This window comes from Thalassospira permensis NBRC 106175 (genome assembly GCF_000714555.1).
Taxonomy (GTDB): domain Bacteria; phylum Pseudomonadota; class Alphaproteobacteria; order Rhodospirillales; family Thalassospiraceae; genus Thalassospira; species Thalassospira xiamenensis.
Genome location: NZ_AUNC01000045.1, coordinates 96,466 through 117,709 on the forward strand (window position 1 = coordinate 96,466; position 21,244 = coordinate 117,709).

The 21,244-nt window shown below is 58.0% G+C and carries 27 protein-coding genes; 21 read left to right on the top strand and 6 right to left on the bottom strand.

Annotation, left to right across the window (positions count from 1 at the left end; translation table 11 throughout):
* Window positions 1–19 precede the first annotated feature (19 nt).
* The 5 genes from SMB34_RS17185 (at window position 20) to SMB34_RS17205 (ending at window position 5,683) form a co-directional block, all read left to right on the top strand.
* Window positions 20–1,954 carry a phage tail protein gene (locus SMB34_RS17185; RefSeq protein ID WP_037991867.1) on the top strand — a complete coding sequence of 645 codons (1,935 nt, stop codon included), beginning with the start codon at window positions 20–22 and terminating at the stop codon, window positions 1,952–1,954.
* A complete protein-coding gene (locus SMB34_RS17190) occupies window positions 1,954–2,397 on the top strand; it encodes a hypothetical protein (protein WP_037991869.1) in 444 nt (147 codons plus the stop codon). The genes SMB34_RS17185 and SMB34_RS17190 overlap by 1 nt, the downstream gene beginning before the upstream one ends.
* 298 nt (window positions 2,398–2,695) lie before the next feature.
* A complete protein-coding gene (locus tag SMB34_RS17195; RefSeq protein ID WP_037991871.1) occupies window positions 2,696–4,099 on the top strand; it encodes a hypothetical protein in 1,404 nt (467 codons plus the stop codon).
* 131 nt (window positions 4,100–4,230) lie between these two features.
* Window positions 4,231–5,343, top strand: coding sequence for a phage head spike fiber domain-containing protein (locus tag SMB34_RS17200; protein ID WP_037991872.1), 1,113 nt, complete (start codon window positions 4,231–4,233; stop codon window positions 5,341–5,343).
* A gap of 34 nt (window positions 5,344–5,377) precedes the next feature.
* A complete protein-coding gene (locus tag SMB34_RS17205; protein ID WP_156962701.1) occupies window positions 5,378–5,683 on the top strand; it encodes a hypothetical protein in 306 nt (101 codons plus the stop codon).
* Window positions 5,684–5,710: 27 nt separating this feature from the next.
* On the opposite strand, the gene fic is transcribed toward SMB34_RS17205, so the two are convergent.
* Window positions 5,711–6,817, bottom strand: coding sequence for a protein adenylyltransferase Fic (fic, locus tag SMB34_RS17210; protein WP_037992012.1), 1,107 nt, complete (start codon window positions 6,815–6,817; stop codon window positions 5,711–5,713).
* 393 nt (window positions 6,818–7,210) lie between these two features.
* Between fic and SMB34_RS17220 the strand changes: the two genes are divergently transcribed.
* Both SMB34_RS17220 and SMB34_RS17225 read left to right on the top strand, forming a co-directional pair.
* Window positions 7,211–7,624, top strand: coding sequence for an MbcA/ParS/Xre antitoxin family protein (locus tag SMB34_RS17220; RefSeq protein WP_037991881.1), 414 nt, complete (start codon window positions 7,211–7,213; stop codon window positions 7,622–7,624).
* On the top strand, window positions 7,621–8,307 hold the full coding sequence (locus SMB34_RS17225) for an RES family NAD+ phosphorylase (protein WP_240478863.1): 687 nt from the start codon (window positions 7,621–7,623) through the stop codon (window positions 8,305–8,307). Before SMB34_RS17220 ends, SMB34_RS17225 begins: the two co-directional genes overlap by 4 nt.
* A gap of 184 nt (window positions 8,308–8,491) precedes the next feature.
* Here SMB34_RS17225 and SMB34_RS17230 read toward each other — a convergent pair whose 3' ends face one another.
* Window positions 8,492–9,472 (bottom strand): alpha/beta hydrolase family protein, encoded by a 981-nt coding sequence (locus SMB34_RS17230; protein ID WP_037991885.1) that lies wholly within the window; start codon window positions 9,470–9,472, stop codon window positions 8,492–8,494.
* Window positions 9,473–9,661: 189 nt separating this feature from the next.
* Between SMB34_RS17230 and SMB34_RS17235 the strand changes: the two genes are divergently transcribed.
* The 10 genes from SMB34_RS17235 to SMB34_RS17280 all read left to right on the top strand — a co-directional run bounded on the left by SMB34_RS17235 (window position 9,662) and on the right by SMB34_RS17280 (window position 16,376).
* Window positions 9,662–10,285: a TetR/AcrR family transcriptional regulator gene (locus tag SMB34_RS17235; protein WP_240478864.1), complete on the top strand. Its 624-nt coding sequence runs from the start codon at window positions 9,662–9,664 to the stop codon at window positions 10,283–10,285.
* 76 nt (window positions 10,286–10,361) lie between these two features.
* Window positions 10,362–10,607, top strand: coding sequence for a type II toxin-antitoxin system ParD family antitoxin (locus SMB34_RS17240; protein ID WP_037991886.1), 246 nt, complete (start codon window positions 10,362–10,364; stop codon window positions 10,605–10,607).
* Window positions 10,597–10,893 carry a type II toxin-antitoxin system RelE/ParE family toxin gene (locus SMB34_RS17245; RefSeq protein ID WP_037991887.1) on the top strand — a complete coding sequence of 99 codons (297 nt, stop codon included), beginning with the start codon at window positions 10,597–10,599 and terminating at the stop codon, window positions 10,891–10,893. Before SMB34_RS17240 ends, SMB34_RS17245 begins: the two co-directional genes overlap by 11 nt.
* 96 nt (window positions 10,894–10,989) lie before the next feature.
* Window positions 10,990–12,537 carry a phage terminase large subunit gene (terL, locus tag SMB34_RS17250; protein ID WP_051682383.1) on the top strand — a complete coding sequence of 516 codons (1,548 nt, stop codon included), beginning with the start codon at window positions 10,990–10,992 and terminating at the stop codon, window positions 12,535–12,537.
* Window positions 12,538–12,813: 276 nt separating this feature from the next.
* Window positions 12,814–13,125, top strand: a complete 312-nt coding sequence (locus SMB34_RS17255) for a hypothetical protein (protein WP_037991888.1) — start codon at window positions 12,814–12,816, stop codon at window positions 13,123–13,125.
* A 341-nt stretch (window positions 13,126–13,466) separates the two neighbouring features.
* Window positions 13,467–13,760 (top strand): hypothetical protein, encoded by a 294-nt coding sequence (locus SMB34_RS17260; RefSeq protein ID WP_037992016.1) that lies wholly within the window; start codon window positions 13,467–13,469, stop codon window positions 13,758–13,760.
* 33 nt (window positions 13,761–13,793) lie between these two features.
* The gene (locus SMB34_RS17265; protein WP_037991889.1) at window positions 13,794–14,249 is read left to right on the top strand and encodes a cell wall hydrolase; all 456 of its coding nucleotides are present in this window, start codon (window positions 13,794–13,796) and stop codon (window positions 14,247–14,249) included.
* 20 nt (window positions 14,250–14,269) lie between these two features.
* On the top strand, window positions 14,270–14,770 hold the full coding sequence (locus SMB34_RS17270; protein WP_037991891.1) for a 3TM-type holin: 501 nt from the start codon (window positions 14,270–14,272) through the stop codon (window positions 14,768–14,770).
* A 134-nt stretch (window positions 14,771–14,904) separates the two neighbouring features.
* Window positions 14,905–15,366, top strand: a complete 462-nt coding sequence (locus tag SMB34_RS17275; RefSeq protein ID WP_037991893.1) for an NUDIX hydrolase — start codon at window positions 14,905–14,907, stop codon at window positions 15,364–15,366.
* Window positions 15,367–15,491: 125 nt separating this feature from the next.
* Complete coding sequence (locus tag SMB34_RS17280; protein ID WP_037991894.1) at window positions 15,492–16,376, top strand: three-Cys-motif partner protein TcmP; 885 nt, start codon at window positions 15,492–15,494, stop codon at window positions 16,374–16,376.
* On the opposite strand, the gene SMB34_RS17285 is transcribed toward SMB34_RS17280, so the two are convergent.
* Window positions 16,369–17,142, bottom strand: coding sequence for a DUF5131 family protein (locus tag SMB34_RS17285; protein ID WP_037991895.1), 774 nt, complete (start codon window positions 17,140–17,142; stop codon window positions 16,369–16,371). The genes SMB34_RS17280 and SMB34_RS17285 overlap by 8 nt on opposite strands.
* A 263-nt stretch (window positions 17,143–17,405) precedes the next feature.
* On the opposite strand from SMB34_RS17285, the gene SMB34_RS17290 reads away from it, so the two are divergent.
* Window positions 17,406–18,005 carry an exopolysaccharide biosynthesis protein gene (locus SMB34_RS17290; RefSeq protein WP_037991897.1) on the top strand — a complete coding sequence of 200 codons (600 nt, stop codon included), beginning with the start codon at window positions 17,406–17,408 and terminating at the stop codon, window positions 18,003–18,005.
* A 14-nt stretch (window positions 18,006–18,019) separates the two neighbouring features.
* Here the strand turns inward: SMB34_RS17290 and SMB34_RS17295 are convergent, their stop codons facing one another.
* On the bottom strand, window positions 18,020–18,334 hold the full coding sequence (locus tag SMB34_RS17295) for a hypothetical protein (protein ID WP_037991898.1): 315 nt from the start codon (window positions 18,332–18,334) through the stop codon (window positions 18,020–18,022).
* A gap of 217 nt (window positions 18,335–18,551) precedes the next feature.
* Between SMB34_RS17295 and SMB34_RS17300 the strand changes: the two genes are divergently transcribed.
* Window positions 18,552–18,932 carry a DUF952 domain-containing protein gene (locus SMB34_RS17300; RefSeq protein ID WP_065702185.1) on the top strand — a complete coding sequence of 127 codons (381 nt, stop codon included), beginning with the start codon at window positions 18,552–18,554 and terminating at the stop codon, window positions 18,930–18,932.
* Here the strand turns inward: SMB34_RS17300 and SMB34_RS17305 are convergent, their stop codons facing one another.
* Together SMB34_RS17305 and SMB34_RS17310 are read right to left on the bottom strand one after the other, a co-directional pair.
* Window positions 18,933–19,169 (bottom strand): DUF1413 domain-containing protein, encoded by a 237-nt coding sequence (locus SMB34_RS17305; protein ID WP_223305022.1) that lies wholly within the window; start codon window positions 19,167–19,169, stop codon window positions 18,933–18,935.
* A gap of 110 nt (window positions 19,170–19,279) precedes the next feature.
* Window positions 19,280–20,395, bottom strand: coding sequence for an NADH:flavin oxidoreductase (locus SMB34_RS17310; protein WP_037991901.1), 1,116 nt, complete (start codon window positions 20,393–20,395; stop codon window positions 19,280–19,282).
* Window positions 20,396–20,529: 134 nt separating this feature from the next.
* On the opposite strand from SMB34_RS17310, the gene SMB34_RS17315 reads away from it, so the two are divergent.
* Window positions 20,530–20,913 (top strand): winged helix-turn-helix transcriptional regulator, encoded by a 384-nt coding sequence (locus SMB34_RS17315; protein ID WP_037991902.1) that lies wholly within the window; start codon window positions 20,530–20,532, stop codon window positions 20,911–20,913.
* A gap of 72 nt (window positions 20,914–20,985) precedes the next feature.
* Window positions 20,986–21,240 carry a type II toxin-antitoxin system RelE family toxin gene (locus SMB34_RS17320; protein WP_037991903.1) on the top strand — a complete coding sequence of 85 codons (255 nt, stop codon included), beginning with the start codon at window positions 20,986–20,988 and terminating at the stop codon, window positions 21,238–21,240.
* Window positions 21,241–21,244: the final 4 nt, after the last annotated feature.

Here is a 21,244-nt window from a genome sequence, read left to right on the forward strand (position 1 = left end):
GTGGTGAAGGGGACGGGATATGGCGCGCAGGGTACTGGAAAAGACGACATTTTCGACCGGTGAACTGGCCCCGGAATTGTGGGGGCGCTCAGACCTTAATGCCTATGGCAATGGGGCGGCGCGTTTGCGCAATGTGTTTATTGAACCGAGCGGCGGGGTGCGCAGGCGGCCCGGTATTGCGTTGATTGATGCGGTGTCCGGCCCGGTGCGGTTGATCGCGTTCGAGTTCAATACCGAGCAGACCTATCTGCTGGTGTTTGGGGATTATCAGGGCACGGTTTATCGCGCTGGGGTGGCGATTGTCGGGTTTGAGACACCGTTTGGGGTGATGCACCATGCGCTTCTGAACTGGACGCAAAGTGCCGATACGCTGCTTGTCACCCACCCGGAGGTCGAGCCGATGCGATTGACGCGCAAGGCCTCGGGTGCTGATGTTAGTGACGGAGTTGGTGTTTGGGAAATGACCAATTGGGCGTGGCGGGAAACGGCGGTGAAGCGGTTTCAGCCATACTATAAATTCGGCGATCCGGCGGTTTCGATCACGCCATCGGGCACGAGTGGCACGGTAAGCATTACGGCCAGTTCGGCCCTTTTTGAGGCCGGGCATGTCGGGACGCGCTGGCGCATTCAGGGGATTGAGGGGGAGATTGCCGGGGTTTCGAGTGCGACACTGGCAACGATTGCGTTGCAAGAGGCCCTGCCCGATGCCAGCACGACACAGGATTTTGAGGAACAGGTGTTTTCGCCGGTTCGTGGTTGGCCACGCAGCGTGACGTTTCATCAGGACCGGATGGTGATTGGTGGATCGCGCGATTTGCCCAACCGGTTGTGGATGTCGAAATCGGGGGATCTGTTCAATTTTGATCTGGGCGAGGGGCTGGATGACGCGGCGATTGAATTTGCCCTGCTGGCCGATCAGGTCAATGCGATTACCGGCATTTTTGCCGGTCGGCATTTGCAGGTTTTCACCAGCGGATCGGAATGGATGGTGACGGGGGACCCGTTGACCCCGGCCAATATTCAGGTGACGCGCCAGACCCGGATCGGCAGCCGGGCGGATCGGACGGTGCCGTTGGTCAATGTCGATGGCGCAACGATCTTTGCCGCGCGAAGCGGCCGGGAATTGCGTGAATTCCTGTTTACCGATGTCGAGCAGGCTTATGGGGCGGCGGATTTGGCATTGTTGTCGCGCCATCTGGTGCAGGGCCCGGTTGATCAGGCGTTTGATGCCGATCATCGGCTTTTGCATGTGGTGATGGGCGATGGCAGCCTTGGCACCCTGACGCTTTATCGCAGCGAGGCGATCACCGCCTGGTCGGCGCAAAGAGTTGAGGGGGCGGCGTTTCGGGCCGTCGCGGTGGCGGGCGGGGAGGTTTACCTTTGCCTTGAGCGCGACGGGAAATTTTACCTTGGCCGGTTTGATGAGGGTTGCGGACTTGATCTTTCGATCACCGCAGAGTTGGCGGAGGGCGAAAGCCCGCGCCGTCATTGGGGCGGGTTTGATGATCTTGAAGGTGTGACGCTGGCCGTCTGGGCCGATGGTGTACTTTACCGCGATATCACGGTTTCGGGGGGCACGGTCAGCCTGCCCAACGCGGTTTCAACGGTCGTGGTCGGATTGCCGTTTATCCATGAAATTGCCGCCCTGCCACCGGCCGGATCGGATGGCACGCGGGCGCATGGGGGCAATGCGCTTCGGCTTGTGTCGGTGACATTCCGGGTGCAGCAGACCGCGCAGTTGCGTGTTGATACCGGGCGGGGATTTCGCGATGTGACGCTGGGTAGAGGACGGAGCGAAGACGCGGCTTATAGCGGTGATGTGAGCTTGCGTGCCCTTGGCTGGCGGCGCGGCAGTGCCGGGCGGGACAATGATGGATTATGGCGGATCGCCGGGGATTTTCCCCGGCCTTTTTTATTGCTGGGGGTCGCCAGCGAATTGGGGGTGAATGACTGATGGGCGCGTTTGCATCCTATGCACCAATGGCACTTTCTGCCCTGCAAACCGGGCAGCAGATTTCATCAAACCGGGCGGCGCAGAAAAGCCGCGCGGCAGAGACCGAAGCCAACCGGCAGGCCGATATCGTGCAAATCAATGCGAGTGAAACAGAGCGCGCACGCGAGCGGGCGGAGGAATTGCGCATTCGTCAGGCGCGGTTACGTGCCCGGCAGGGGGCGGCGGGGTTGCAAAGCGGGGGCACCGGATCGGCCAGTGCGGTTCTGGCCGGGCTTGAAAAACATGCATTGTCAGAAACGCAGGCCGAGACGGACGCGGCGGCGCGCAGACGCGCCGAGGTTAACCGGCAGGCAAGTTGGCGTGAAACATCGCTTTTGCGGTCGTCGCAGGATGACACGGTGGCCCGGCTGAATGCGTGGTTTGCACGGCGGGATGGGTGGTGAGGGCTTCGGGGATTTGTGGTGAATATTGAGTGTGCGGCACTGTTTACTGGATTCCCGCGTGCGCGGGAATGACGAGGTTTTGGGGTAGGGCCTTGCCACCTGTTCGTCACTCCCGCATAGGCGGGAGTCCACCGGGCTTGCGGGTTCGGTGGCTGGTTTTGAGGATGCGGCGCGGCTGACTGGATTCCCGCCTGCGCGGGAATGACGGGGTTAGGGTGGGGCCTTTCCATCTGTTCGTCACTCCCGCGCAGGCGGGAGTCCAGGGCGGCGGGTTCGGGTTAGTTTTTGGGGGGATGAGATGGGCGCGGTATTCAAGGTTGATGGCGGGGCGGGTGTCGGGTTTGCTGGCGACGGCGAACGCACGGTTTTTCCGTTTCAGTTTGCGGTTTTTGGCAGTGATGATGTGGCGGTGCGCGTTGATGGAAAGCCGGTCACGACCGGGTTTCATGTGGCGTTGAATGATGGTGAAGAAGCGCCCGGTGGCGCGGTGATTTTTGAGGTCGCGCCATGGGTGGGGGCGGCGATTTCGATCCGGCGGTATTTGCGGTTACGGCGGCTCAGTGCCTATGGCAGTTCGGCATCGCCGCGCGGTGATGCGGTGGATCGGGATCTGGATTATCTGACCGCGGCCCTTGGCGATGTGGATCAGGCGATGGTGGGCAGTTTGCGGCTTGATCCCGCCGATCAGGACAAGGGTGATCTGGCGTTACCGCGGATGGTGCCCGGCCGGGCCCTGGTGTGGAACGATCAGGGCGACGGGCTGGCGAACGGGCCGGATGCGGGCGAGATTGCTAGTGCTTGGCAGCATGGCGCGATGGCGCAGGATGCGGCCAGCCGGGCCGAGGCCGCCGGAACGCGGGCCGAAACCGCCCTTGCAGGGTTTCAGAAGCAGATGGCGGGGGCGGCGTTTGACCTTGATCTGCGGGCCCAGAACGTCACGCTTTGGCAGGATGAACGGCGCATGCCGGTGATCGATGCGCCGGGCGACCGGATCATGGATATCCGCGAGACCGGGGCGTTGGTGCGGTTATCGAATGGCGGGCGGTTGAGCCTTCCGGGGGTGAGTGCCGCGCGCAACGGGGTGCGATACCGGGTGGTCAATGGCGATGGCACGATGGTCGATATAAGTGCGGCCAGCGGGGATCAGATTGTGCCGTTGGACGGGGCGGCGGTGCGCAGTGTTTATGCCCTGCCGATCCGCGGCGATTGCGTTGATCTGATCTGTGATGGCGGGCGGTGGTTTGCCGCACCGATCGCGCAAAACGGGCCGGTGGTGAAGCTTTTGCGCACAGGCTCGCAGGATATTCCGGCGGGTGGCTATTTCATCGTTGAATGGGATCAGGTGGCAGAGGACAGCCACGGGCTTTATGACGCCGCCCTGCATGGGATCGGGAGCCTTCCGCCCGGTTTTTACCATGTCGATGCCGGGGTGAATTTCGCCATCGGCGATACGGCGGTGGCGGTCAGTGCCTATGTCGAGCGGCAGGGGGCGGCCGGATGGAGCACGCATTTGCAGGCGTCCGATATTGTCGGGTCGGGCAGCAATGCGACGCAGAGTGTACGGGTCAGTGGCATCGCCCGGATCGGGATTGGCACGGATAATGCGCTTCGGCTGCGGGTTCGGCATTCGGACAGTGTGACGCGCCAGATCGCGGCGGGTTCGGTGATGAGCTGGTTTCATCTGTGCCGGGTTGGCGGGTAGGTTTTGAGGATACGGTATTGTTTACCGGATTTGCGTCTTCGCGGGGATGGCGGCGGTAGGCGGGTGGTTTGTTCCGCCGCGTCACACGCACACACCACAAGATTTCATCATGCAAGAACGGAGAATGCAAAATGGGCACGCGATATGCGCCATTGGAAAGCTGTCTGCGCGTGGGGCGCGCCAGCCCCAAGATTGTACGCGGATCAGACGGGATTTTGGCCGAGATCGGTGCGGATATGCCGGGCCATGATCATGATGTGCTGGGCCGGGCGCGGGGGCTTTTGATCGAGGGGGCGGCGGTTAATCTGCTGCGCTATTCCGCCGCGTTTTCCAATCCGCTTTGGGAGAAGGATGCGGGGGTGAGTGTGGCGACGTCCGGGGTTGCGGCCCCGGATGGGAGTATGAGTGCCACACGCCTTGACCTTCCGGGTGGGGCGGGTGGGCTTTTTCAGAGGGTCGATGACCTGATCGCGGGGGAGATTTACAGCCTTGGCGTCTGGGCGCGGGCGGTTTCGGGCACGGCGGAGATTACGCTGGGCGGGGTGGATGGGGCGTCAAACCATGCGGTGAGCCTTGATGAAAGCTGGCAACGGGTGGGCTTTGCCGAGGTTGCATCGGGCACCAGCCGATACCCAAAAATCATCACCGCGATTTCGGGAAATCCGGCATCGATCCTGATCTGGAATGCGCAGCTTGAGGCCGGGCCTGTTTTGACCAGCGACATGATCAGCAAGGGTATTCCCGCCGCACGCGCGATGGATGATGTGATGCTTGATGCGGGGGACTGGTTCCGGGGCGCAACCGGGCGGGGCACGTTTGTTTTTGATCTGGAATTGCCAGCGGCCTGGGATGGTATCTGGCGGATCGTGCAGATGCATTCGGGGAACCTCAACGATGATCATCTTGATCTGGGTTATGACAGTGCGGCGGATCAGTTGCGGATTTCATTGCGTAAGGGGGGCGCGCCGATAATTGCGCAGTCGCTTTATGGCGGGCTTGTGCGCGGGAGCCGCACGCGGATCGTGCTGGCGTGGGCGGATGACGGGGTGGCGGTGGCGAAAGCGGGCGCGATTTTGAAATCGCCGGGTGGCTTTGCCATGCCGCGCAGTTTCAACACGATCCGGGTGGGGAGTTATGCCGGGCAAAGCGGGGCGTTAAACGGGTATTTGCGCGGGGTTTCCTATTGGCCGGAACGATTGGTGGATGATCGGTTGATCGCCCTTTCGGCAAATCCCGAAAATTAACCCCATGGAAGCCAAATCGGAAACGGAGGACAGGATGGAGGAACTTGATACGGTGCGGGCGGAGCTTTTGCAAAGCCTGCCCGGCGATATCAGTCGCGCGCGCAATGCCTATCGCCGGATGGCGCAGGCCGCAGCCCTTAAAATGGACGCCAAAAGTTTTGCCGCGCATCAGACGGCGTGCAAGGCGGGGCTTTCGCATCTTGAAGGATTGATCAAAATACTTCGCTGGGCGTCCGGCCCGGATGCGGCGGAGAATGAGAAGGCGAAGTCGCCTGCGATGGAGGAGGCGGAGATCAGGAAGCTGATTGCGGAAGCGCGGGGGGCATTGGCGGGGACGTGAAGCAAGTAATCCGCGAATGGGAAATTGCTATGCGTATGGTTCGATCTCGTTCGTGTCTTCTGTCATGAGCTGCATCAGTTTGGGGTGAACGAACAGTTTTTCTTTACCAACGGTGATCTCATTAAGAACGCCTGCATCAGCCAGTTGTTTGAGGTAAGTGGACGCCGTTTGACGCTTTGCGATATCGCGCTCTACCAGATTGGCGATGCGGCAATAGGGCTGTTCAAAAATGACCTGTATCAGTTCGTGACTGTAAATTCTCGGAAGCGTCGTTCGGACATGGTCTGTTGTGTTGTCCATGAGATTTCGTATGGCGGCAATTTTTTCGCAGGTCCAGATAGAGGTTTGTTCAACCCCTTCAAGCATGAACAGCAGCCAGTTTTCCCAGTTTCCGGTTTGGGTCACCTGATTGAGGAGAGTGTAGTAGTCCTGTTTGTTTCTAACGATATAGCGGCTGAGATAAAGGATCGGCAGTGTCAGGAGTTGCTGCTCAATCAGATAGAGAACATTGAGGATGCGCCCTGTTCGACCGTTACCGTCATGGAAAGGATGAATAGCTTCAAACTGATAGTGGCTGATTGCCATTTTGATCAAAGGATCAATGTCGTCCTCGGCATGCAGGAAACGTTCCCAATTGCCGAGCAGGTCGCGAATGACATTTTCGCCAACAGGGGGCGTATAAACGATTTCGCCGCGTGTCTGATTGCCGATGATGGTGCCCGGAATTTTGCGGATTTCCATCGGGGTGTTCTTCAACGTACTGCATATTTCGATGGCTGTTGCCGTGCATAGCGGCTTGTCGGTCAGTTTTGTGAAACCCTGATACAAAGCGGTTCGGTATCGAAGAGCTTCTTTTGTTGCAAGGTCGGCACCGGAATCTTCTTCGGCAAACTGAAACAGTTTGTCTGTCGTGGTGACGATGTTTTCGATTTCCGAGCTGTCCTTTGCTTCGAGCAGGGGCAGCAGATTGATCAGAAGGTTCTGGTTGGGAAGCAGTCGGCCTGCCTGCTTTAACTCGGCCAATGCGGCACGAGCAGGGGCGCAGGCCTTTAAAACCAGTCGTGTTTCGAGCAGATCAGGTGATGGCGGCAGCGGAGGAAGCGCGTTGTAAGGTTTGTCTGCCTGCCAGTTCATGGTTGTTTCCCGATCAATCAACATGGTTTGCGCGAAAGACAGTTTATGTCGATGCTATCGACATAAGCAAGAGAACGTGTCGAAATTTCACTAAAAAATCGACACGTAATGATTTAAGGGCGACTTTATGTCGATGCTGTCGACATATCCAAAGAACGTGTCGAAATTTTCCGGTTTTATCGACATGACGTGCGGCGTGTGCGGCACGGCTGACTGGATTCCCGCGTTCGCGGGAATGACGGTTTTTTTGGGGTAGGTAAGGTCTTTCCATCCGTTCGTCACTCCCGCGTAGGCGGGAGTCCATGGGGCGGCGGGCGCGGTGGGTGGTTTTGTTATCCGGTTGTTTGCCATTTGGCATAAAAATGCTATATTGATGCCAAATGGAGGTGTGCGATGGAATTCGCGATTGTGGAGCCGACCGGGGCGCGGCCGGATCGGGCGGTGATTACCGAGGATGAGGCGGCGGCACTGGCGCGCGCCACGGTCAATCTGTTTGGTGTCTGGGATCTGAGCGATCAGGAAGCGCGGGTTTTGCTGGGCGATATGCCCGCGCGCACATGGGCGCGGTGGAAGAAGAAGGATATCGGGCGGATTGATCGTGATTTGCGCACGCGCATGGCGATGCTGATCGGGATTCACAAGGGATTGCGATATCTGTTTCGCGAACCGGCACGCGGTTATGCGTGGATCCGCAAGCCCAATGCGGCGTTTGGCGGGCAAAGTGCGCTTGATGTCATGTTGCGCGGCGAGATCATGGATATTGCCGATATCCGAAGTTACCTTGATGCGGAGCGTGGCGGCTGGTGAGCAGGAGCAGGCATGTTGCGTGGCCGCAATGCGTGCGGATCATCCGGTCGATCTATCCGCCGATTGACCTGTTTGAAGACATCGCCGATCCCGCCGATTGGGAGGCCCTGGCATCGGCGGAGGCCAAGATGAACCCGCGCATTCGTGACAGCATCGGCAATCTGGCGAAGGTGCCGGTCGAACGCCGGGTATCGGGACCGGGGGCGAGTTATGTGATGGCACCGTTTGTCCATTACTCGCCCTATCGCCCCGGCCGGTTTTCCGATGGCACATACGGGCTTTATTATGCGGGGGATTGCCGGTCTGTGGCGATTGCCGAAACCGTGCATCACCATGCACGCATGATGCGGGCGACCGACGAGGAACCGGGCTGGACATCGCAGTTTCGCGAGCTGGTCGGGCGGATCGATCATGTGTTTGATGACGTGAGCGAACGGGCGGATTTGCTGGACCCCGATGATTATAGCGCATCGCAGAAATTTGGCGCGGAGCGACGGGCAGCGGGATCGGACGGGATTTATTGGCCCAGTGTGCGGTTTGATGGCGGGCATTGTATTGCGGCGTTCTGGCCCGATGTGGTGCCGATCCCCGTGCAGGGGGATCATTTTTCCTATCACTGGAACGGGGAGGCGGTCGATTATGTTCGCAATCTTGCCAGTGGGGAGACTTGGCAGGTTTTTTAGGCGCGGGTTTTCTAGGGGCGGGTGGTTGTGAGGATGCGGCGCGGAGGACTGGATTCCCGCGTGCGCGGGAATGACGGAGGAGGCAGAGTGCTACAACATCGTCACTCCCGCGCAGGCGGGAGTCCATGGGGCGGTTGGCGCAGTGGCTGCACCGTTTCGTGGTGCAGCCAGCCGGTTTCAGGCGTTATTTGAGTGTGACATGGGCGTGGTGCGCGGCGTGATCGGCAAGGGCTTTGGCGGCGTCCGCCCATGACGTATCAGCCGGATCAAGGGCTGATTTGAGGTAGGCCAGCGTCATGCGTTGGGTGATGGCAAGGCGGTCGGGGTCTTCGTCGTCGGTTTCCTTTGCATCATATCCGGCAATGCCGCCAAGACCATGTTTGCCGCCAATCAGGGTCAGCAGGGCATCGGCACCGGGGCTGTGGTGGAACGGGTCGGTGTGCCAGGCGGGGCCACGGGTCGTCAGGTGCGGGTTGTCATCGGCATCACCCGCAACGACGAGCGTTTTGGTCGTCAGGTGGCTGAAATCGGGGTTGAGTGATGTGTAGTTTGCGCGGGCAAAGTCGCTGAGGCTATCCCCGCCCTTGCCGGGGGCGGCCAGAAGGACGCCGGCCCTGATGCGCGGTTCGATCAGGTCGACATTCTGTGCATCCGGGTCGTTGATATCGGTCAGACGGGCACCAAGCAGCATGCCAACCGTCTGCCCGCCCAGCGAATGGCCGATGGCAGCGATTTTGGAGCGGTCGAGCCGCCCGGCGATGGCGGGAAACTGGTCCTCTATCACGTCAAGCTGATCAAGGATCAGTTTCATATCAAGCACGCGCGAGCGCCAGAAAAACGGCGCACCCGGTGCATCGGCCGGAAGGCCCGCGACCTTGGAATTGCCGTGTGTCGGCTGGATCACGACAAAGCCGTGGGCTGCATAGAAATTCGCAAGCGGCGCGTAACCATCCTTGGACGGGATATAAAGCGACGGCCCATGCCCGTGCGACAGCAGAAGGATCGGAAGGTCCCGATCATTCGAGGGTGGGGTGAGCGGCGCGGTGATGCGCAGGTCAAGCGGCAACCCGCGATCCGGGGCCGGAAGGCGGACCGGGTTGAGGCACAGGGTCGAAAAGGACGGGCCGGTCGGGATATGGCGGGCATCGGTAAGCAGATTGTTCATGAAAGGGTGCCTTGTTTTGCTTGGCGAAGGTCGGGGGCTTCGCCTATAAAAGAAAAACGGAACGTTGATCCGATAATAAACGGAACTTTGTTCCACTTGATGAATTGTATATACGGAACGTTGTTCCGTATATCAAGGGTGATTGCGTGCGGGGTCTTGGGACCGGCGGCAGCAGGGAAGCCTTGCGTGGTGGACGACGTGACAAAACATGACTTTGACGGTGATGGCGACGCACCGAAACGCCGGGTGCGGGCCGATGCCCAGCGTAACGAGGACGCGGTGCTGGAGGCGGCCAAGGCGGTTTTTGCGACCGCGGGCGTCGATGCGCCGGTGCGCGAAATTGCAACGAAGGCTGGGGTTGGCGTGGGCACGTTGTATCGCCGTTTTCCGACCCGGTCCGACCTTGTGGCGGCGGTTTTCAGACGCGAAGTCGATGCCTGTGCGGCAACCGCAGAAACGCTTGCGATGGATTATCCGCCGGGCGAGGCGCTGGTGCGCTGGCTTAATCGCTATACCGATTTTATCGCGACCAAAAAGGGGCTGGCGGCGGCACTGCATTCCGGCGATCCGGCGTTTGATGCGCTGCCCGATTATTTTCGCGCGAAGTTCGAGCCGGTGCTGATGTCGCTTCTGGAAGCTGCCGCAGCGGCGGGCGAGGTGCGGCGCGATATTGCTGCCTATGACCTTTTGCGCGCGATCGGCAACCTTTCGGTCGCCGGGGTTGGCGATGAAGCGGGGGCGGCGCATACGCGCAGCATGGTGGAGCTTCTGGTCGATGGGTTGCGGTTTGGCGCGGTGAAGGTGGGGCGGTAGGGCGGAGTGACGTCAAACTGTTGCAGAATGCCAATGTACCAATATATAATACATTATGGTATTTGAGAGGTCGAGCATGGCACGCAATACATCGGTTTCGCTGGGCGAACATTTCACCGGTTTCATCGACGGACAGGTCCAGTCGGGGCGTTATGGTTCCGCGAGTGATGTGGTTCGGGCGGGCTTGCGGCTTTTGGAAGAGCATGAAGCGAAGGTTCGTGCCTTGCAGGATGCGCTGATCGAAGGCGAGAAATCAGGGACAGCGACTTCGTTTGACGGTGAAGCGTTTCTTGCGCGGATGAACGCCAAGCATGGCGGGTAATCCCGGATACCGGCTTTCGCAAAAGGCAGAGGCCGATCTTGAAGAAATCTGGCTTTACACAATGCAGCGCTGGTCGGCGGCGCAGGCAGACAAATATATTCGCGATTTCCTGATCGTTTTTGACGATCTGGCAGGTGGCGCGCGCAGTGGTCAGCAATGTGATATTCGCGACGGATATCTTAAAATCGCGATGAGTGCGCATGTGATTTACTACCGGCAGGCAGGTGGCACCATCGAGGTTGTCCGTATCCTGCACGGGCGGATGGATGTGAACCGGCATCTTTGACGGGTTAACGGGCTTCGGCCCGTTTTTTTGTTTCCGAACAGATCAGTGGATTGAACAGAACCGGCGGATGAAACGCCGGAACGAGGGGGCGTGGAGATGGCGCAGGTGATTGATCGGGTGCGGGCGAGGTGTGCCGGGTTTGGCGAGTTTGTCTGGATCTGGAATGCGATGATGGGGCTTGGGTTGCCGGGGCATCATCGCGATATGGCGGCGTGGCTTGAGGCGTGCTGGCAGGCGGGGAAGGGGCAGCTTTTGCTGATGGCGTTTCGCAATTCGGGCAAGTCAACACTGGTCGGGCTGTTTTGCGCATGGCTTTTGTATCGCGATGCGGATTTGCGCATTCTGGTGCTGGCGGCCGATCTGGGATTGGCGAAAAAGATGGTGCGCAATGTCAAACGCGTGATTGAACGCCATCCGCTGCTGGCGGGGCTGTTGCCCGAAAAGCGGGTCGATTGGGGCACGCAGCGTTTTACGGTGGAACGACCGGGCGTGTTGCGTGATCCGTCGATGCAGGCGGCGGGAATTGGCGGCAATATCACCGGGTCGCGCGCCGATGTGGTGATTTGCGATGATGTCGAGGTGCCCAAAAACAGCGATAGCGCCCATAAACGCGCCGAATTGCGCGAGAAGCTGGGCGAGATTGCCTATGTCCTGTCGCCCGATGGCACGCAGATTTATGTCGGAACCCCGCATAGCTATTATTCGATCTATGCCGATGAAATCCGGGCCGAAACCGGGGAGACCGCCCCGTTTCTGGCGGGGTTTGAGCGGTTCTGCCTGCCGATCCTTGATGAACAGGGGCAATCGAACTGGCCGGAACGGTTTCCGACCCTCAAGATCGAGGACATCCGGACCCATACCGGGGAGCGGAAATTTGCCAGCCAGATGATGCTGAAGATGCTGGCCCCCAGTGACGGGATCCTCGACCCTGGGCGGTTGCGCCGTTATGGCGATGATGCGGTGATCGCGCAGGCCAACGGGGTGCTTCGGCTGTCGATTGCGGGGCGGCGGATGGTGGCGGGCGCATGCCATTTTGATCCGAGTTTTGGCGCCAGTGGGGGCGCAAAGGGGGGCGATGGCGCGGTGATTGCGTGCGTTTATGTCTGCGAGCGCGGGGAATACTGGCTGCATGATATGGCGTGGCTGACATTTGATCCGTCACGCCTGCATGAGGCCGATGAAGCCAGCCAGATTTGCGCCAAGGCAGCAGCATTCATCCGGCAGAACCATCTGCCGTCGGTGCGGGTCGAAACCAATGGCGTCGGGCGGTTTTTGCCCAATATCCTGCGCCGCGCCTTAAAGCAGGCCGACTGGGCGGCAAGTGTGGTCGAGCATCACGAGGCGAAAAACAAGGACGCGCGGATCGAGGATGCATTTGGCGCGGTGTTGAGTGCGGGGTTGCTGCATGCGCATGCGCGTATCTGGCAAACGCCGTTCATCCGTGAAATGCGCGAATGGCGACCCGGCGAGGGACGGGGGCGGGGAAGGAGCAAAGCAGGCCAGCATGATGACGGGCTGGATGCGGTGGCGGGCTGCCTGATCCATGAGCCGGTGCGCCTGCCGCGGGTGGAAAAAGCCCTGTCCGGGGGCGACTGGCGGCCTGCCGGGGCGGCTTTTTCGGCGCGAAACGGGTTTCAGCCCTAAAAAGTTTCGTGAATTCACAAATGCTTATGCAATCCGTCGATCACAAAATCGAGAAATTCATGGAAAATTCAATATTCGTGATTACCTTAACTATATGGTTGAATAGTAATTGCGAAAATTAACTATACTAAGGAATAATTCGTAGCCTTTGAGCCGATACGGGTTTGTTGCCGCAAGGCGCGGCGTTGGTCAATTTAGCAGTGCCGGAACACAAGACGCCCCTGCCGTTCATCCCGGGCGCACCGCACTGCCTGTCCCTTAAAGGAGGGCCTGACCATGTGGAAAACTGTAAGCCTGATTGCCGTAATGACCGGTGGCATCACCCTTGCCAGTCCGGTTACGGCGCAGACCGTATCGCCGGTTTGCGGCGACCGCACCAAGGTGATCAACAGCCTGAGCGCGAAATATTCCGAGGAACCGGTCGCGGTTGGCGTGACCGCCAATGGCGGCGTGATCGAGGTGTTGAAAGCCCCTGACGGCAAGACATGGACCATCCTGTTTACCTCGCCCAACGGGGCAAGCTGCCTTGTGGCATCGGGCGAGGCGTGGCAGGAGCTTGAGGTAAAGCTTAACGGGCCGCACGCCTGAATTTTCGGCGCGCCCCGGACCGAGACACCAGCCCCGCAACCGACCCTATCCTCCCGGTGGGTGCTTGCGGACCCGGCTGGTGACCATTGACGGATGACTGAGACGAAGACAATCGGGACGATTGAGACGACGGCTGATCCTATCTTGTCTGGTTTTGATGAGTGACCTCCTTGACTGACCCGCAAGCCTTTCGGTTTGCGGGTCTTTTTTGTGCCGGTCTTTTTTGTGCCGGGGCGGGGCGGGAGAGGGGGCGGGCGGCTTGGTAAAATTTCATGTGGGTCCGCATTTCCGAGGCGGGCCCTTTTTCATGGGCGATTTATGCAAAGGGGCAGGAGGATGTGATGAATGGACCGGTTGATCTGATCTGGTGGATTACGGCGGTGGAAATTCCGGCGGTGGCGGGGCTTTTCTGGCTGAACTGGCGGATGCGGAGCGAGCTTTCGGCGCGGCTGGAAAGCCAGCGTGAGGGTCATGACGCGGAGATGATCGCGCTTCGCGATGGCTTGGCGGACTTCAAGCTTGATGTGGCGCGAAACTACGTTTCGATCCCGTACCTCAAGGATATTGAAAAACGCCTGACCGCGCATCTGCTGCGGATCGAGGCGAAGCTTGATCACAATGTACCGGCAGCGTGAGGCCGGTTTTGAACCCCAAGAAAGGAAACAGCGATGAATGATGTTCTGATGATGGAAGCCGTTGCCGACCCGCACGTTTTGCCGGTCGGTGATGTTCTGGCGCGGACCCTTTATGGCGAGGCGCGCGGCGAGGGATTGAGCGGGATCGAGGCGGTGGCCTGCGTGATCCTGAACCGGGTGGCATTTGCCAAAGCGCGCGGGCGCTATTGGTGGGGCAATACGGTGTCGCAGGTGTGCCTGAAACCGGGGCAGTTTTCCTGCTGGAACGCGGGTGATCCGAACCGGGTGAAGTTGCTTAAGCTCAGTGCGCGCGACCCGGCATACCGGCTGTGCAAGCGGGTGGCGACACGGGCATTGGCCGGGGAGATTGCCGACATGACCCAAGGGGCGACGCATTATCACACCCATGCGGTTGATCCCTATTGGGCGCGCGGACAGGTGCCGGTGGCCGAGATTGGCGGGCATCTGTTTTTCAAAAACATCGGTTAATTCAAACGGGGAGGTATCACGTGATACCAGCATTACTGGCACAGATCGGCCTGCCGCTTTTGATGAAGGCGGTCGGGGCGGGGCTTGAAACCATTGATCATCCGGTCGCGAAAACCGCGGCCGAGGGGCTTAAACAGGTGGGGGATGCGGTGACAAAGGGCGATGTCACGCCCGCCCAGATCATCGAGGCCAACCGCCATTCCGAACGTATGGCGGAAATCGAGCTTTCGCGGGACCGGAGCGTTCTGGCAACCATCAACCGCACCATCCGGGCCGAGGTGCAAAGCGAGGATGCGTTTGTGCGGCGCTGGCGACCGAGCTTTGGCTATGCGGTGGCACTCACCTGGATCATGACCATGGGATCGATTGCCGCGGCCATTATCTTAACGCCACTTCAGGCCCCGGCGATTATCGCGGCATTGGTCAATACCAGCCCGATCTGGGGCATTGCGCTGGGCGTTCTTGGGGTCAGTGTGGTGAAGCGGAGTGCGGATAAGAAGATCGGAGAGGGTGGCGCGTGACGGGATGGCGGCCTGTTTGCGGCGGTGATTGCGGGTTGTCACGGGTGGTGTGGCTGATATGATCGAAAACACCACCCAGGGAGGGGGCTAACAGGGGGCTTGAGATTCTGCTGGCCTGCGCAGACGAGGCTGCCATGTCTGATCAAACGTCGTCATTGCATTTACCATCACGGCCGATTGCGGCGACAATTGCGGTTGTCGTGCGCGATCAGCAGATTTTGCTGGTGCGCCGCGCCAATCCGCCCGATCAGGGCATGTGGGGATATCCCGGCGGCAAGATCGAGGCGGGCGAAACCCTTGCACAGGCCGCATTACGCGAACTTCACGAGGAAACCGGCATTTCGGCGGAAACCATCGGTGTTTTGACGGCCCTTGATGCCTTTGATCGTGATGCGAACGGGCAGGTTAAACGCCATTTCATCCTGATTGCGATGCTGTGCCGCTGGAATGGTGGGGAGCCGGTTGCGGGGGATGATGCACTGGATGCGGGCTGGTTCCCGGTTGCCGGGCTTGAGGAAAGCGGCGTTGAACTGAGTCAGGATGTCGCGTGGGTGGCGCGGAAGGCGGCGGATGTTCTGGCGAAGGGGGATTCTTGATTTAGCTGTACCCTGAACCCGACTCTGGCTACTCTTGCGCATAGGTTGTGTAATTGTTTTTGTTTACTTACTGGAAATAATTATCGTGAACACTCGATATTGCGATTGTTCCAGTGAGGTGGCTGATGGACGTTGAACATAAGTTCGGGGGAAAGCATACCGATATTAAGCTTGAAATTGTTAGGCGATATATCGAAGCCTATCTCTTGGTAATGAGTAAGCAAAACTTCAGAAATATTTACATTGATGCATTTGCCGGAACAGGGAGCCGAACTGTCTCCCAAAATGGTATTCCTTTGCTCGACGTTAACAATAACAGCACTTTGGTCGCGCCCGGTTCAGCGAGCCTAGTTCTCCAGATGGAGAAAGGGTTCGATCATCACATTTTCATTGATAAAAATCCAAAGCATGTTGCTGCGCTTCAAGCGCTTACCGTAAATTTTCCGAACAAATCAGTAGAATGCTTTCAAGGGGATGCAAACGAACTTGTGACGAAATTTTGCAATGAAACGGATTGGAAAGGAAACGGGGTTCATTGGGGTACGAGGGCTGTTTTATTTCTTGACCCATATGGCATGGAGGTTGAGTGGAAAACTTTAAAGGCGATTGCCGCGACACAAACGATAGATTTGTGGTTTTTGTTTCCAATGTCTGGATTGGTTCGGCAGGCAGCCCGGAGATGGAGTAGCCTTGATGACAGTAAAATCAATGCTATTACTCGGTGTCTAGGAACAGAAGAATGGCGTGAAAAACTTTATACACCTGATCTTCAGTTGGGGCTTTTTAGCGAGCCAGAATTAGAACGAAAACAAGATGTTCGCGCGCTAGAAAGTTACGTGAAGGAGCGGTTGGAAACCGTTTTTAGTTCGTGGGTTTCTGATCCAATTCCCTTGATCAGCTCTCGAGGTGCCCAACTTTATTCCCTATTCTTTGCTATTTCCAATCCCAGAAATGCAGCGAAGGGTATTGCGAGAAAAATTGTTGAGCACCTTCGGAAAGGTATCAAATAGCATATGCGGGCATTTCGTCCCAAGTTTTGCCGCGATAGATGCGACCGTTCGCTTTTTTCGAGCGTTTTTTGTTGTCCGAACCCCATGTTCCCCATTGTTTGAAGAAGAATGCCGTATCGTGAATTGCACATTGATCGTGGATTTCATCGATCCAGTCTTCTTTGATTGGACGCGCATTGGGGCCGCTTTCACCGCCAACAATTGCCCAGTCTATTCCTTCTAGGTTTACGGGGCCAACTGCGCCAATCAATGGTTCAAAAGAAATAAACCTTATCGCCGCAGGGACATTCCGTAGGTAATCAATACGTGAAATAACGTCGTTATTTTCGACACTTGTGCCGAGCCAGACGTTTGGCAAAACCTCGTGATTATTCTGAGTAAGAATCTCCAGCATTCTGTCCGGTCGTTTAGTCAGAATTTGGTAGTTGTGATGCGGAGTTTTGCGCATCACTTCCCAAACTTCCGCTATAAAGCTCTCGTTTACGTCTGCATGGAAAAGATCGCTCATGGAGTTGACGAAGATTTTTTTCGGCTTTTTCCAATTAAGCGGGGCGCTGAGTGAAGCATGATCTTCTCGGATCGCTCCTGTCCAAACCGCTTTACCATTAACTGTTTTAGTCAACCCTTGGTACTTCTCGACGCCCATAGCTTCGAGGCGCTTTGCCATTCTCATTGCGTAGCAGTTTTTGCATCCTGCCGAATGGATTGAGCAGCCTGCAACGGGATTCCAAGTTGCATCAGTCCATTCAATTTCAGTTTCAGCCATGTCCAAACTCCTGCGCAACTACTCTGGTTCAGCTTGGAAATGAGTAGTCAATTTCATTTGTTGCCGGGATTTTAGTTCAGAACTTTTTCCTCTTTATTAAGATCGGCGTGTTCGTGCAGCCTAAAATAATTCTCTACATTGCCATCTTACGTTAGAGATCGTGTTTGTTGTTGTATCTGTTTGTCGTCATCCCCTGAAACAAAGCCACCCTTGTTTGCGTTGCAGGGACAACGTGATTTTGCAAACAGGCAGCGAGGGTTGGCATGGCAGAGGCAGAACCGGTTTCCGTGGGCGGGATTGTCGCGCGGATACGGGATCGGGCGGCGGCGGGGCAGCGGACGGTTTCGGTTGATGATATGGTCGCCGTGCTGGGGCGGCGGAGTTACGGGCCGTTTTTGTTTGTGCCCGGATTGATCGGGGTCACACCGTTATCGGGGATTCCGATGGTGCCCGCGATCCTTGCGGTGATTGTCGCCGTCTTTGCCATTCAGATCGTTCTGGGGCGGTCGCATTTATGGTTGCCCGATATCCTTGGCCGCCGGTCGTTTGACGGGGCCACGGTTGCCGATGCGATGGCGCGGATCGAACCGGTTGCCGAGAAGCTTGATCGCTGGTTTTACGGGCGGTTGCCGGGATTGACCGGGCGGCATGGGGTGCGGGTGGCGGCCCTTGTCTGTGTATTGCTGGCGGCATTGGTGCCGTTTTTTGAAATGGTGCCGTTTGCCGGGATGGCACCGATGAGTGCGATTGCCGCCTTCGGGCTTGCGATCCTTGTGCGCGACGGGGCGCTGATGCTGGCCGCGATATTGATTTCGCTGACATCAATGGCGGGACTGGTTTGGGTGCTGCTGGCGGCGGTGTGAGGTGATGAGACGGATCAGGATGCGATCCGGGCCAGTTCGCTATAAAGATAAAACAGGACGCAGGCGGTGCCGATGGCCGCAATCAGGCGGGCGACAAGCCGGGGCAGGTGAGCGTTGGGCCAGATGTTGGGCACATTCGGACCGCTGAAAGCGCGGAAATCCTTGTGAATGTCGATGATCTCTGTCGCCGGGTGGCGCTGGTTCTGTGTAACGTGGCCCGGCGAGCCGCGACGGAAGGCGGCCGGTTTCGGGGCCTGATCATTTGAAACCCATTGGCGGGTGGTGTCGGGAAGGTCTACAGGGGCGCGTCGGGCCTGTCTGGTCGTCATGTTCTGCGTGCTCGTGTCCGGTTTGGTGGTCTGGTCTTCTGATTTTGCCGGATGATTTTAGTTGGTATAATTTAACTATACATAAGTATCTTATATTTCCTCATCGGTATAGGTTTTTCGCGCGAGAGGCAAGAGAGAAAAAGCCCAAAACCGGTTTTTTTGTGCTTTGGCATTTCGCCTGCTTGCCGAACGGGCCAGGCGACCTTATTTTCCCCGGATGACAAATTCATCACACACCATGATTTACCGCGTATTGGGCTCGGACGAGTGGGCGGAAGCGCTTGCGACCGGGCATTATGCCGGTGCGCCGCATGATATTGCGGACGGTTTTATCCATTTTTCGACGATTGATACGCTGGCAGAGACCCTTGCGCTGCATTACCCGAAACGCGGCGGATTGCGGCTTTTGCATGTGCCGGTCGCGGCGGTCGATGACAAGCTGAAATGGGAACCGGCGCGCGGTGGCACGCTGTTTCCGCATCTTTATGACCAGCTTTCGGTCGAGCATGTCGCACGCGTTGATGACCTTAAGCTTGATGATAACGAGGTTCACATCCTGCCCGAGGATCTGCGCCCCGACCATATGCGCAGAGGGTAATCATACCCGGCGATAGACGCGCCCGCCGCCGCGCTTTTGGCCGGTATCCTCGACCGTGGGGAATTTACCGGCCCGGACCGCATTGAGAAATTCCCGCCCGATCCTGACCTTGTCGCCGATATAAAGCGTGTCCCAGCCGGGGCCGTAGATTTCCGGAAAGTGAAATGTGCCGGGCGCACGGGCGGCGAGGCGGCTTTGCAGGCGGGTGATTTCGTTGGCATCCATGAGGGGAGCCATGATGGCCTCCTTTTTTTGCGGGCGGCTTTCCTTCAGGTAGTTTTCAGGCGGGCATAAAGAAAGGGCGATGCCGGGATGGCACCGCCCTTTTGCCTTTGAGATCGGCAGGATCAGACGAGTTCGCCCAGCGTTGCCGGATCAAAGCCGAGCAGGGCATCGGTTTGATTGTCGCGCACCTTGGCGGTCCATGCCGCGTCGGTGATCAACGCGCGGCCGACCGCGATCAGATCGAACTCGTTGCGTTCCATGCGTTCGATCAGGGCATCGAGGCTGGTGGTCTTGGAGCCTTCGCCCGCGAAAGCGGTCAGGATGTCGCCTGAAAGCCCGACGGAGCCAACACTGATGGTGGCTGCCCCGGTCAGTTTTTTGGCCCACCCGGCACAGTTCAGGCCCTTTTCGCCGTCCAGTTCGGGGAATTCCGGTTCCCAGAAACGGCGTTGCGAGCAATGCAGGATATCAACTCCGGCATCGACCAGCGGGCCCAGCCATGCGGTCATTTCATCGGGAGTGGGGGCAAGACGGACGGTCAGGTCCTGCTGTTTCCATTGGCTGACGCGCATGATGATCGGGAAATCCGGGCCGACGGCGGCGCGCACGGCACGCACGACTTCGACCGCGAAGGTTGATCTTTCGGCGATGGTTTTGCCGCCAAAGCGATCGGTGCGCAGATTGGTGCCCGACCAGAAGAACTGATCGATCAGGTAGCCGTGCGCGCCGTGAATTTCAAAGGTATCGAAACCGGCATTTTTGGCATCAAGGGCGGCCTGGGCGTAGGCGGCGATGGTGTCGGCAATGTCGGCATCCGACATGGTGTTGCCGTGCGGTTCATTGGGCGCGATAAGGCCGGACGGGCTTTCGACCGGAGCATCTGGCACCCATTCGGTCTGGGCGCTTTTGACCGATCCGGTATGCCAAAGCTGCGGGCCCATTTTGCCGCCGGCTTCATGAACGGCATCAACGACGGCCTTCCAGCCGGCAAGGGCATCGGCCCCGTGGAAAAGCGGAATGCCCGGTTCATTGCGCGATGCCGGGCGGTTGATCACCGTGCCCTCCGACAGGATCAGGCCAACGCCGCCTTCGGCGCGTTTGCGGTAATATTGCGCATTGGCGGCACCCGGAATGCCGTTCGGGGCGCTGGAACGGGTCATCGGGGCCATGACGATACGGTTGGGAAGCTCAAGGGTTTTCAGCTTGAAGGGCTGAAACAGAATGTCGGTATTTGACATCGGATATTCTCCGTTTGGAAATGGGTGTATGGTGGCTACTAGATATACGTTGTATACCTACTGTCAATCAGGCACCTTGAGGTTACCAGGTATACTTGAGGAAACCTGCATGACAGTGCGCCGGAGGAAATGACATGGAAATTAAGGAATGTTCTGCCCTGATGTTCCGCTCGAACTGCCCGAGCCGGGAGCTTCTGGACCAGATTGCCGATAAATGGTCGATGATGATCCTGGCGGTTCTGGCGGAAGGGCCATTACGGTTTAACGCGATCAGGCGCGGGCTTGAGGGCATTACGCAGAAGGCATTGACGCAGACGCTGCGCAAGCTTGAGCGCAACGGCATTGTCGCGCGCCACGTGATCGCGACATCACCGGTCGCGGTCGAATATGAAATCACCGAACTTGGCCGGTCGCTGGTCGGGCCGTTCAAGGCGCTTTATCTGTGGACGCGCGATAACTACGACGAAGTGGAAAAGGCGCGGGCAGAATTTGATGCGCGGATGGAGGAGCGGGTTTAGTTGGCCTTTATTGTCTTGCCTTAAATCGAAATAATATTTATAGTTATTTCGAGTGTTGATTAAGGGCAGGGCATGCTGAAAATCACGATATCGAAGCAGGCGCTGAAGGTTTTGCAGAAGATGCAGCCAAAGCAGGCGCGGCGCATTCGTGATGTCATCAAACTCATCGCGGAAAATCCGGCACGGGATGATCTTGATATCAAAAAGATGGTCAATATGGATGCGTATCGCGTGCGTGTCGGCCAGTATCGGGTGATCTATAGCGAGGATGGTCACATTCTTGATGTGATCCGGGTTGGTGTGCGCGGTGATGTTTACAAGGCCTGAGCTT

Coding starts and splice junctions, on each gene's coding strand:
- SMB34_RS17185 (WP_037991867.1), top strand. CDS start 20: ATGGCGCGCAGGGTACTGGAAAAGACGACATTTTCGACCGGTGAACTG.
- SMB34_RS17190 (WP_037991869.1), top strand. CDS start 1,954: ATGGGCGCGTTTGCATCCTATGCACCAATGGCACTTTCTGCCCTGCAA.
- SMB34_RS17195 (WP_037991871.1), top strand. CDS start 2,696: ATGGGCGCGGTATTCAAGGTTGATGGCGGGGCGGGTGTCGGGTTTGCT.
- SMB34_RS17200 (WP_037991872.1), top strand. CDS start 4,231: ATGGGCACGCGATATGCGCCATTGGAAAGCTGTCTGCGCGTGGGGCGC.
- SMB34_RS17205 (WP_156962701.1), top strand. CDS start 5,378: ATGGAGGAACTTGATACGGTGCGGGCGGAGCTTTTGCAAAGCCTGCCC.
- fic (WP_037992012.1), bottom strand. CDS start 6,817: ATGAACTGGCAGGCAGACAAACCTTACAACGCGCTTCCTCCGCTGCCG.
- SMB34_RS17220 (WP_037991881.1), top strand. CDS start 7,211: ATGGAATTCGCGATTGTGGAGCCGACCGGGGCGCGGCCGGATCGGGCG.
- SMB34_RS17230 (WP_037991885.1), bottom strand. CDS start 9,472: ATGAACAATCTGCTTACCGATGCCCGCCATATCCCGACCGGCCCGTCC.
- SMB34_RS17240 (WP_037991886.1), top strand. CDS start 10,362: ATGGCACGCAATACATCGGTTTCGCTGGGCGAACATTTCACCGGTTTC.
- SMB34_RS17245 (WP_037991887.1), top strand. CDS start 10,597: ATGGCGGGTAATCCCGGATACCGGCTTTCGCAAAAGGCAGAGGCCGAT.
- terL (WP_051682383.1), top strand. CDS start 10,990: ATGGCGCAGGTGATTGATCGGGTGCGGGCGAGGTGTGCCGGGTTTGGC.
- SMB34_RS17255 (WP_037991888.1), top strand. CDS start 12,814: ATGTGGAAAACTGTAAGCCTGATTGCCGTAATGACCGGTGGCATCACC.
- SMB34_RS17260 (WP_037992016.1), top strand. CDS start 13,467: ATGAATGGACCGGTTGATCTGATCTGGTGGATTACGGCGGTGGAAATT.
- SMB34_RS17265 (WP_037991889.1), top strand. CDS start 13,794: ATGAATGATGTTCTGATGATGGAAGCCGTTGCCGACCCGCACGTTTTG.
- SMB34_RS17275 (WP_037991893.1), top strand. CDS start 14,905: ATGTCTGATCAAACGTCGTCATTGCATTTACCATCACGGCCGATTGCG.
- SMB34_RS17280 (WP_037991894.1), top strand. CDS start 15,492: ATGGACGTTGAACATAAGTTCGGGGGAAAGCATACCGATATTAAGCTT.
- SMB34_RS17285 (WP_037991895.1), bottom strand. CDS start 17,142: ATGGCTGAAACTGAAATTGAATGGACTGATGCAACTTGGAATCCCGTT.
- SMB34_RS17290 (WP_037991897.1), top strand. CDS start 17,406: ATGGCAGAGGCAGAACCGGTTTCCGTGGGCGGGATTGTCGCGCGGATA.
- SMB34_RS17295 (WP_037991898.1), bottom strand. CDS start 18,334: ATGACGACCAGACAGGCCCGACGCGCCCCTGTAGACCTTCCCGACACC.
- SMB34_RS17300 (WP_065702185.1), top strand. CDS start 18,552: ATGACAAATTCATCACACACCATGATTTACCGCGTATTGGGCTCGGAC.
- SMB34_RS17305 (WP_223305022.1), bottom strand. CDS start 19,169: ATGGCTCCCCTCATGGATGCCAACGAAATCACCCGCCTGCAAAGCCGC.
- SMB34_RS17310 (WP_037991901.1), bottom strand. CDS start 20,395: ATGTCAAATACCGACATTCTGTTTCAGCCCTTCAAGCTGAAAACCCTT.
- SMB34_RS17315 (WP_037991902.1), top strand. CDS start 20,530: ATGGAAATTAAGGAATGTTCTGCCCTGATGTTCCGCTCGAACTGCCCG.
- SMB34_RS17320 (WP_037991903.1), top strand. CDS start 20,986: ATGCTGAAAATCACGATATCGAAGCAGGCGCTGAAGGTTTTGCAGAAG.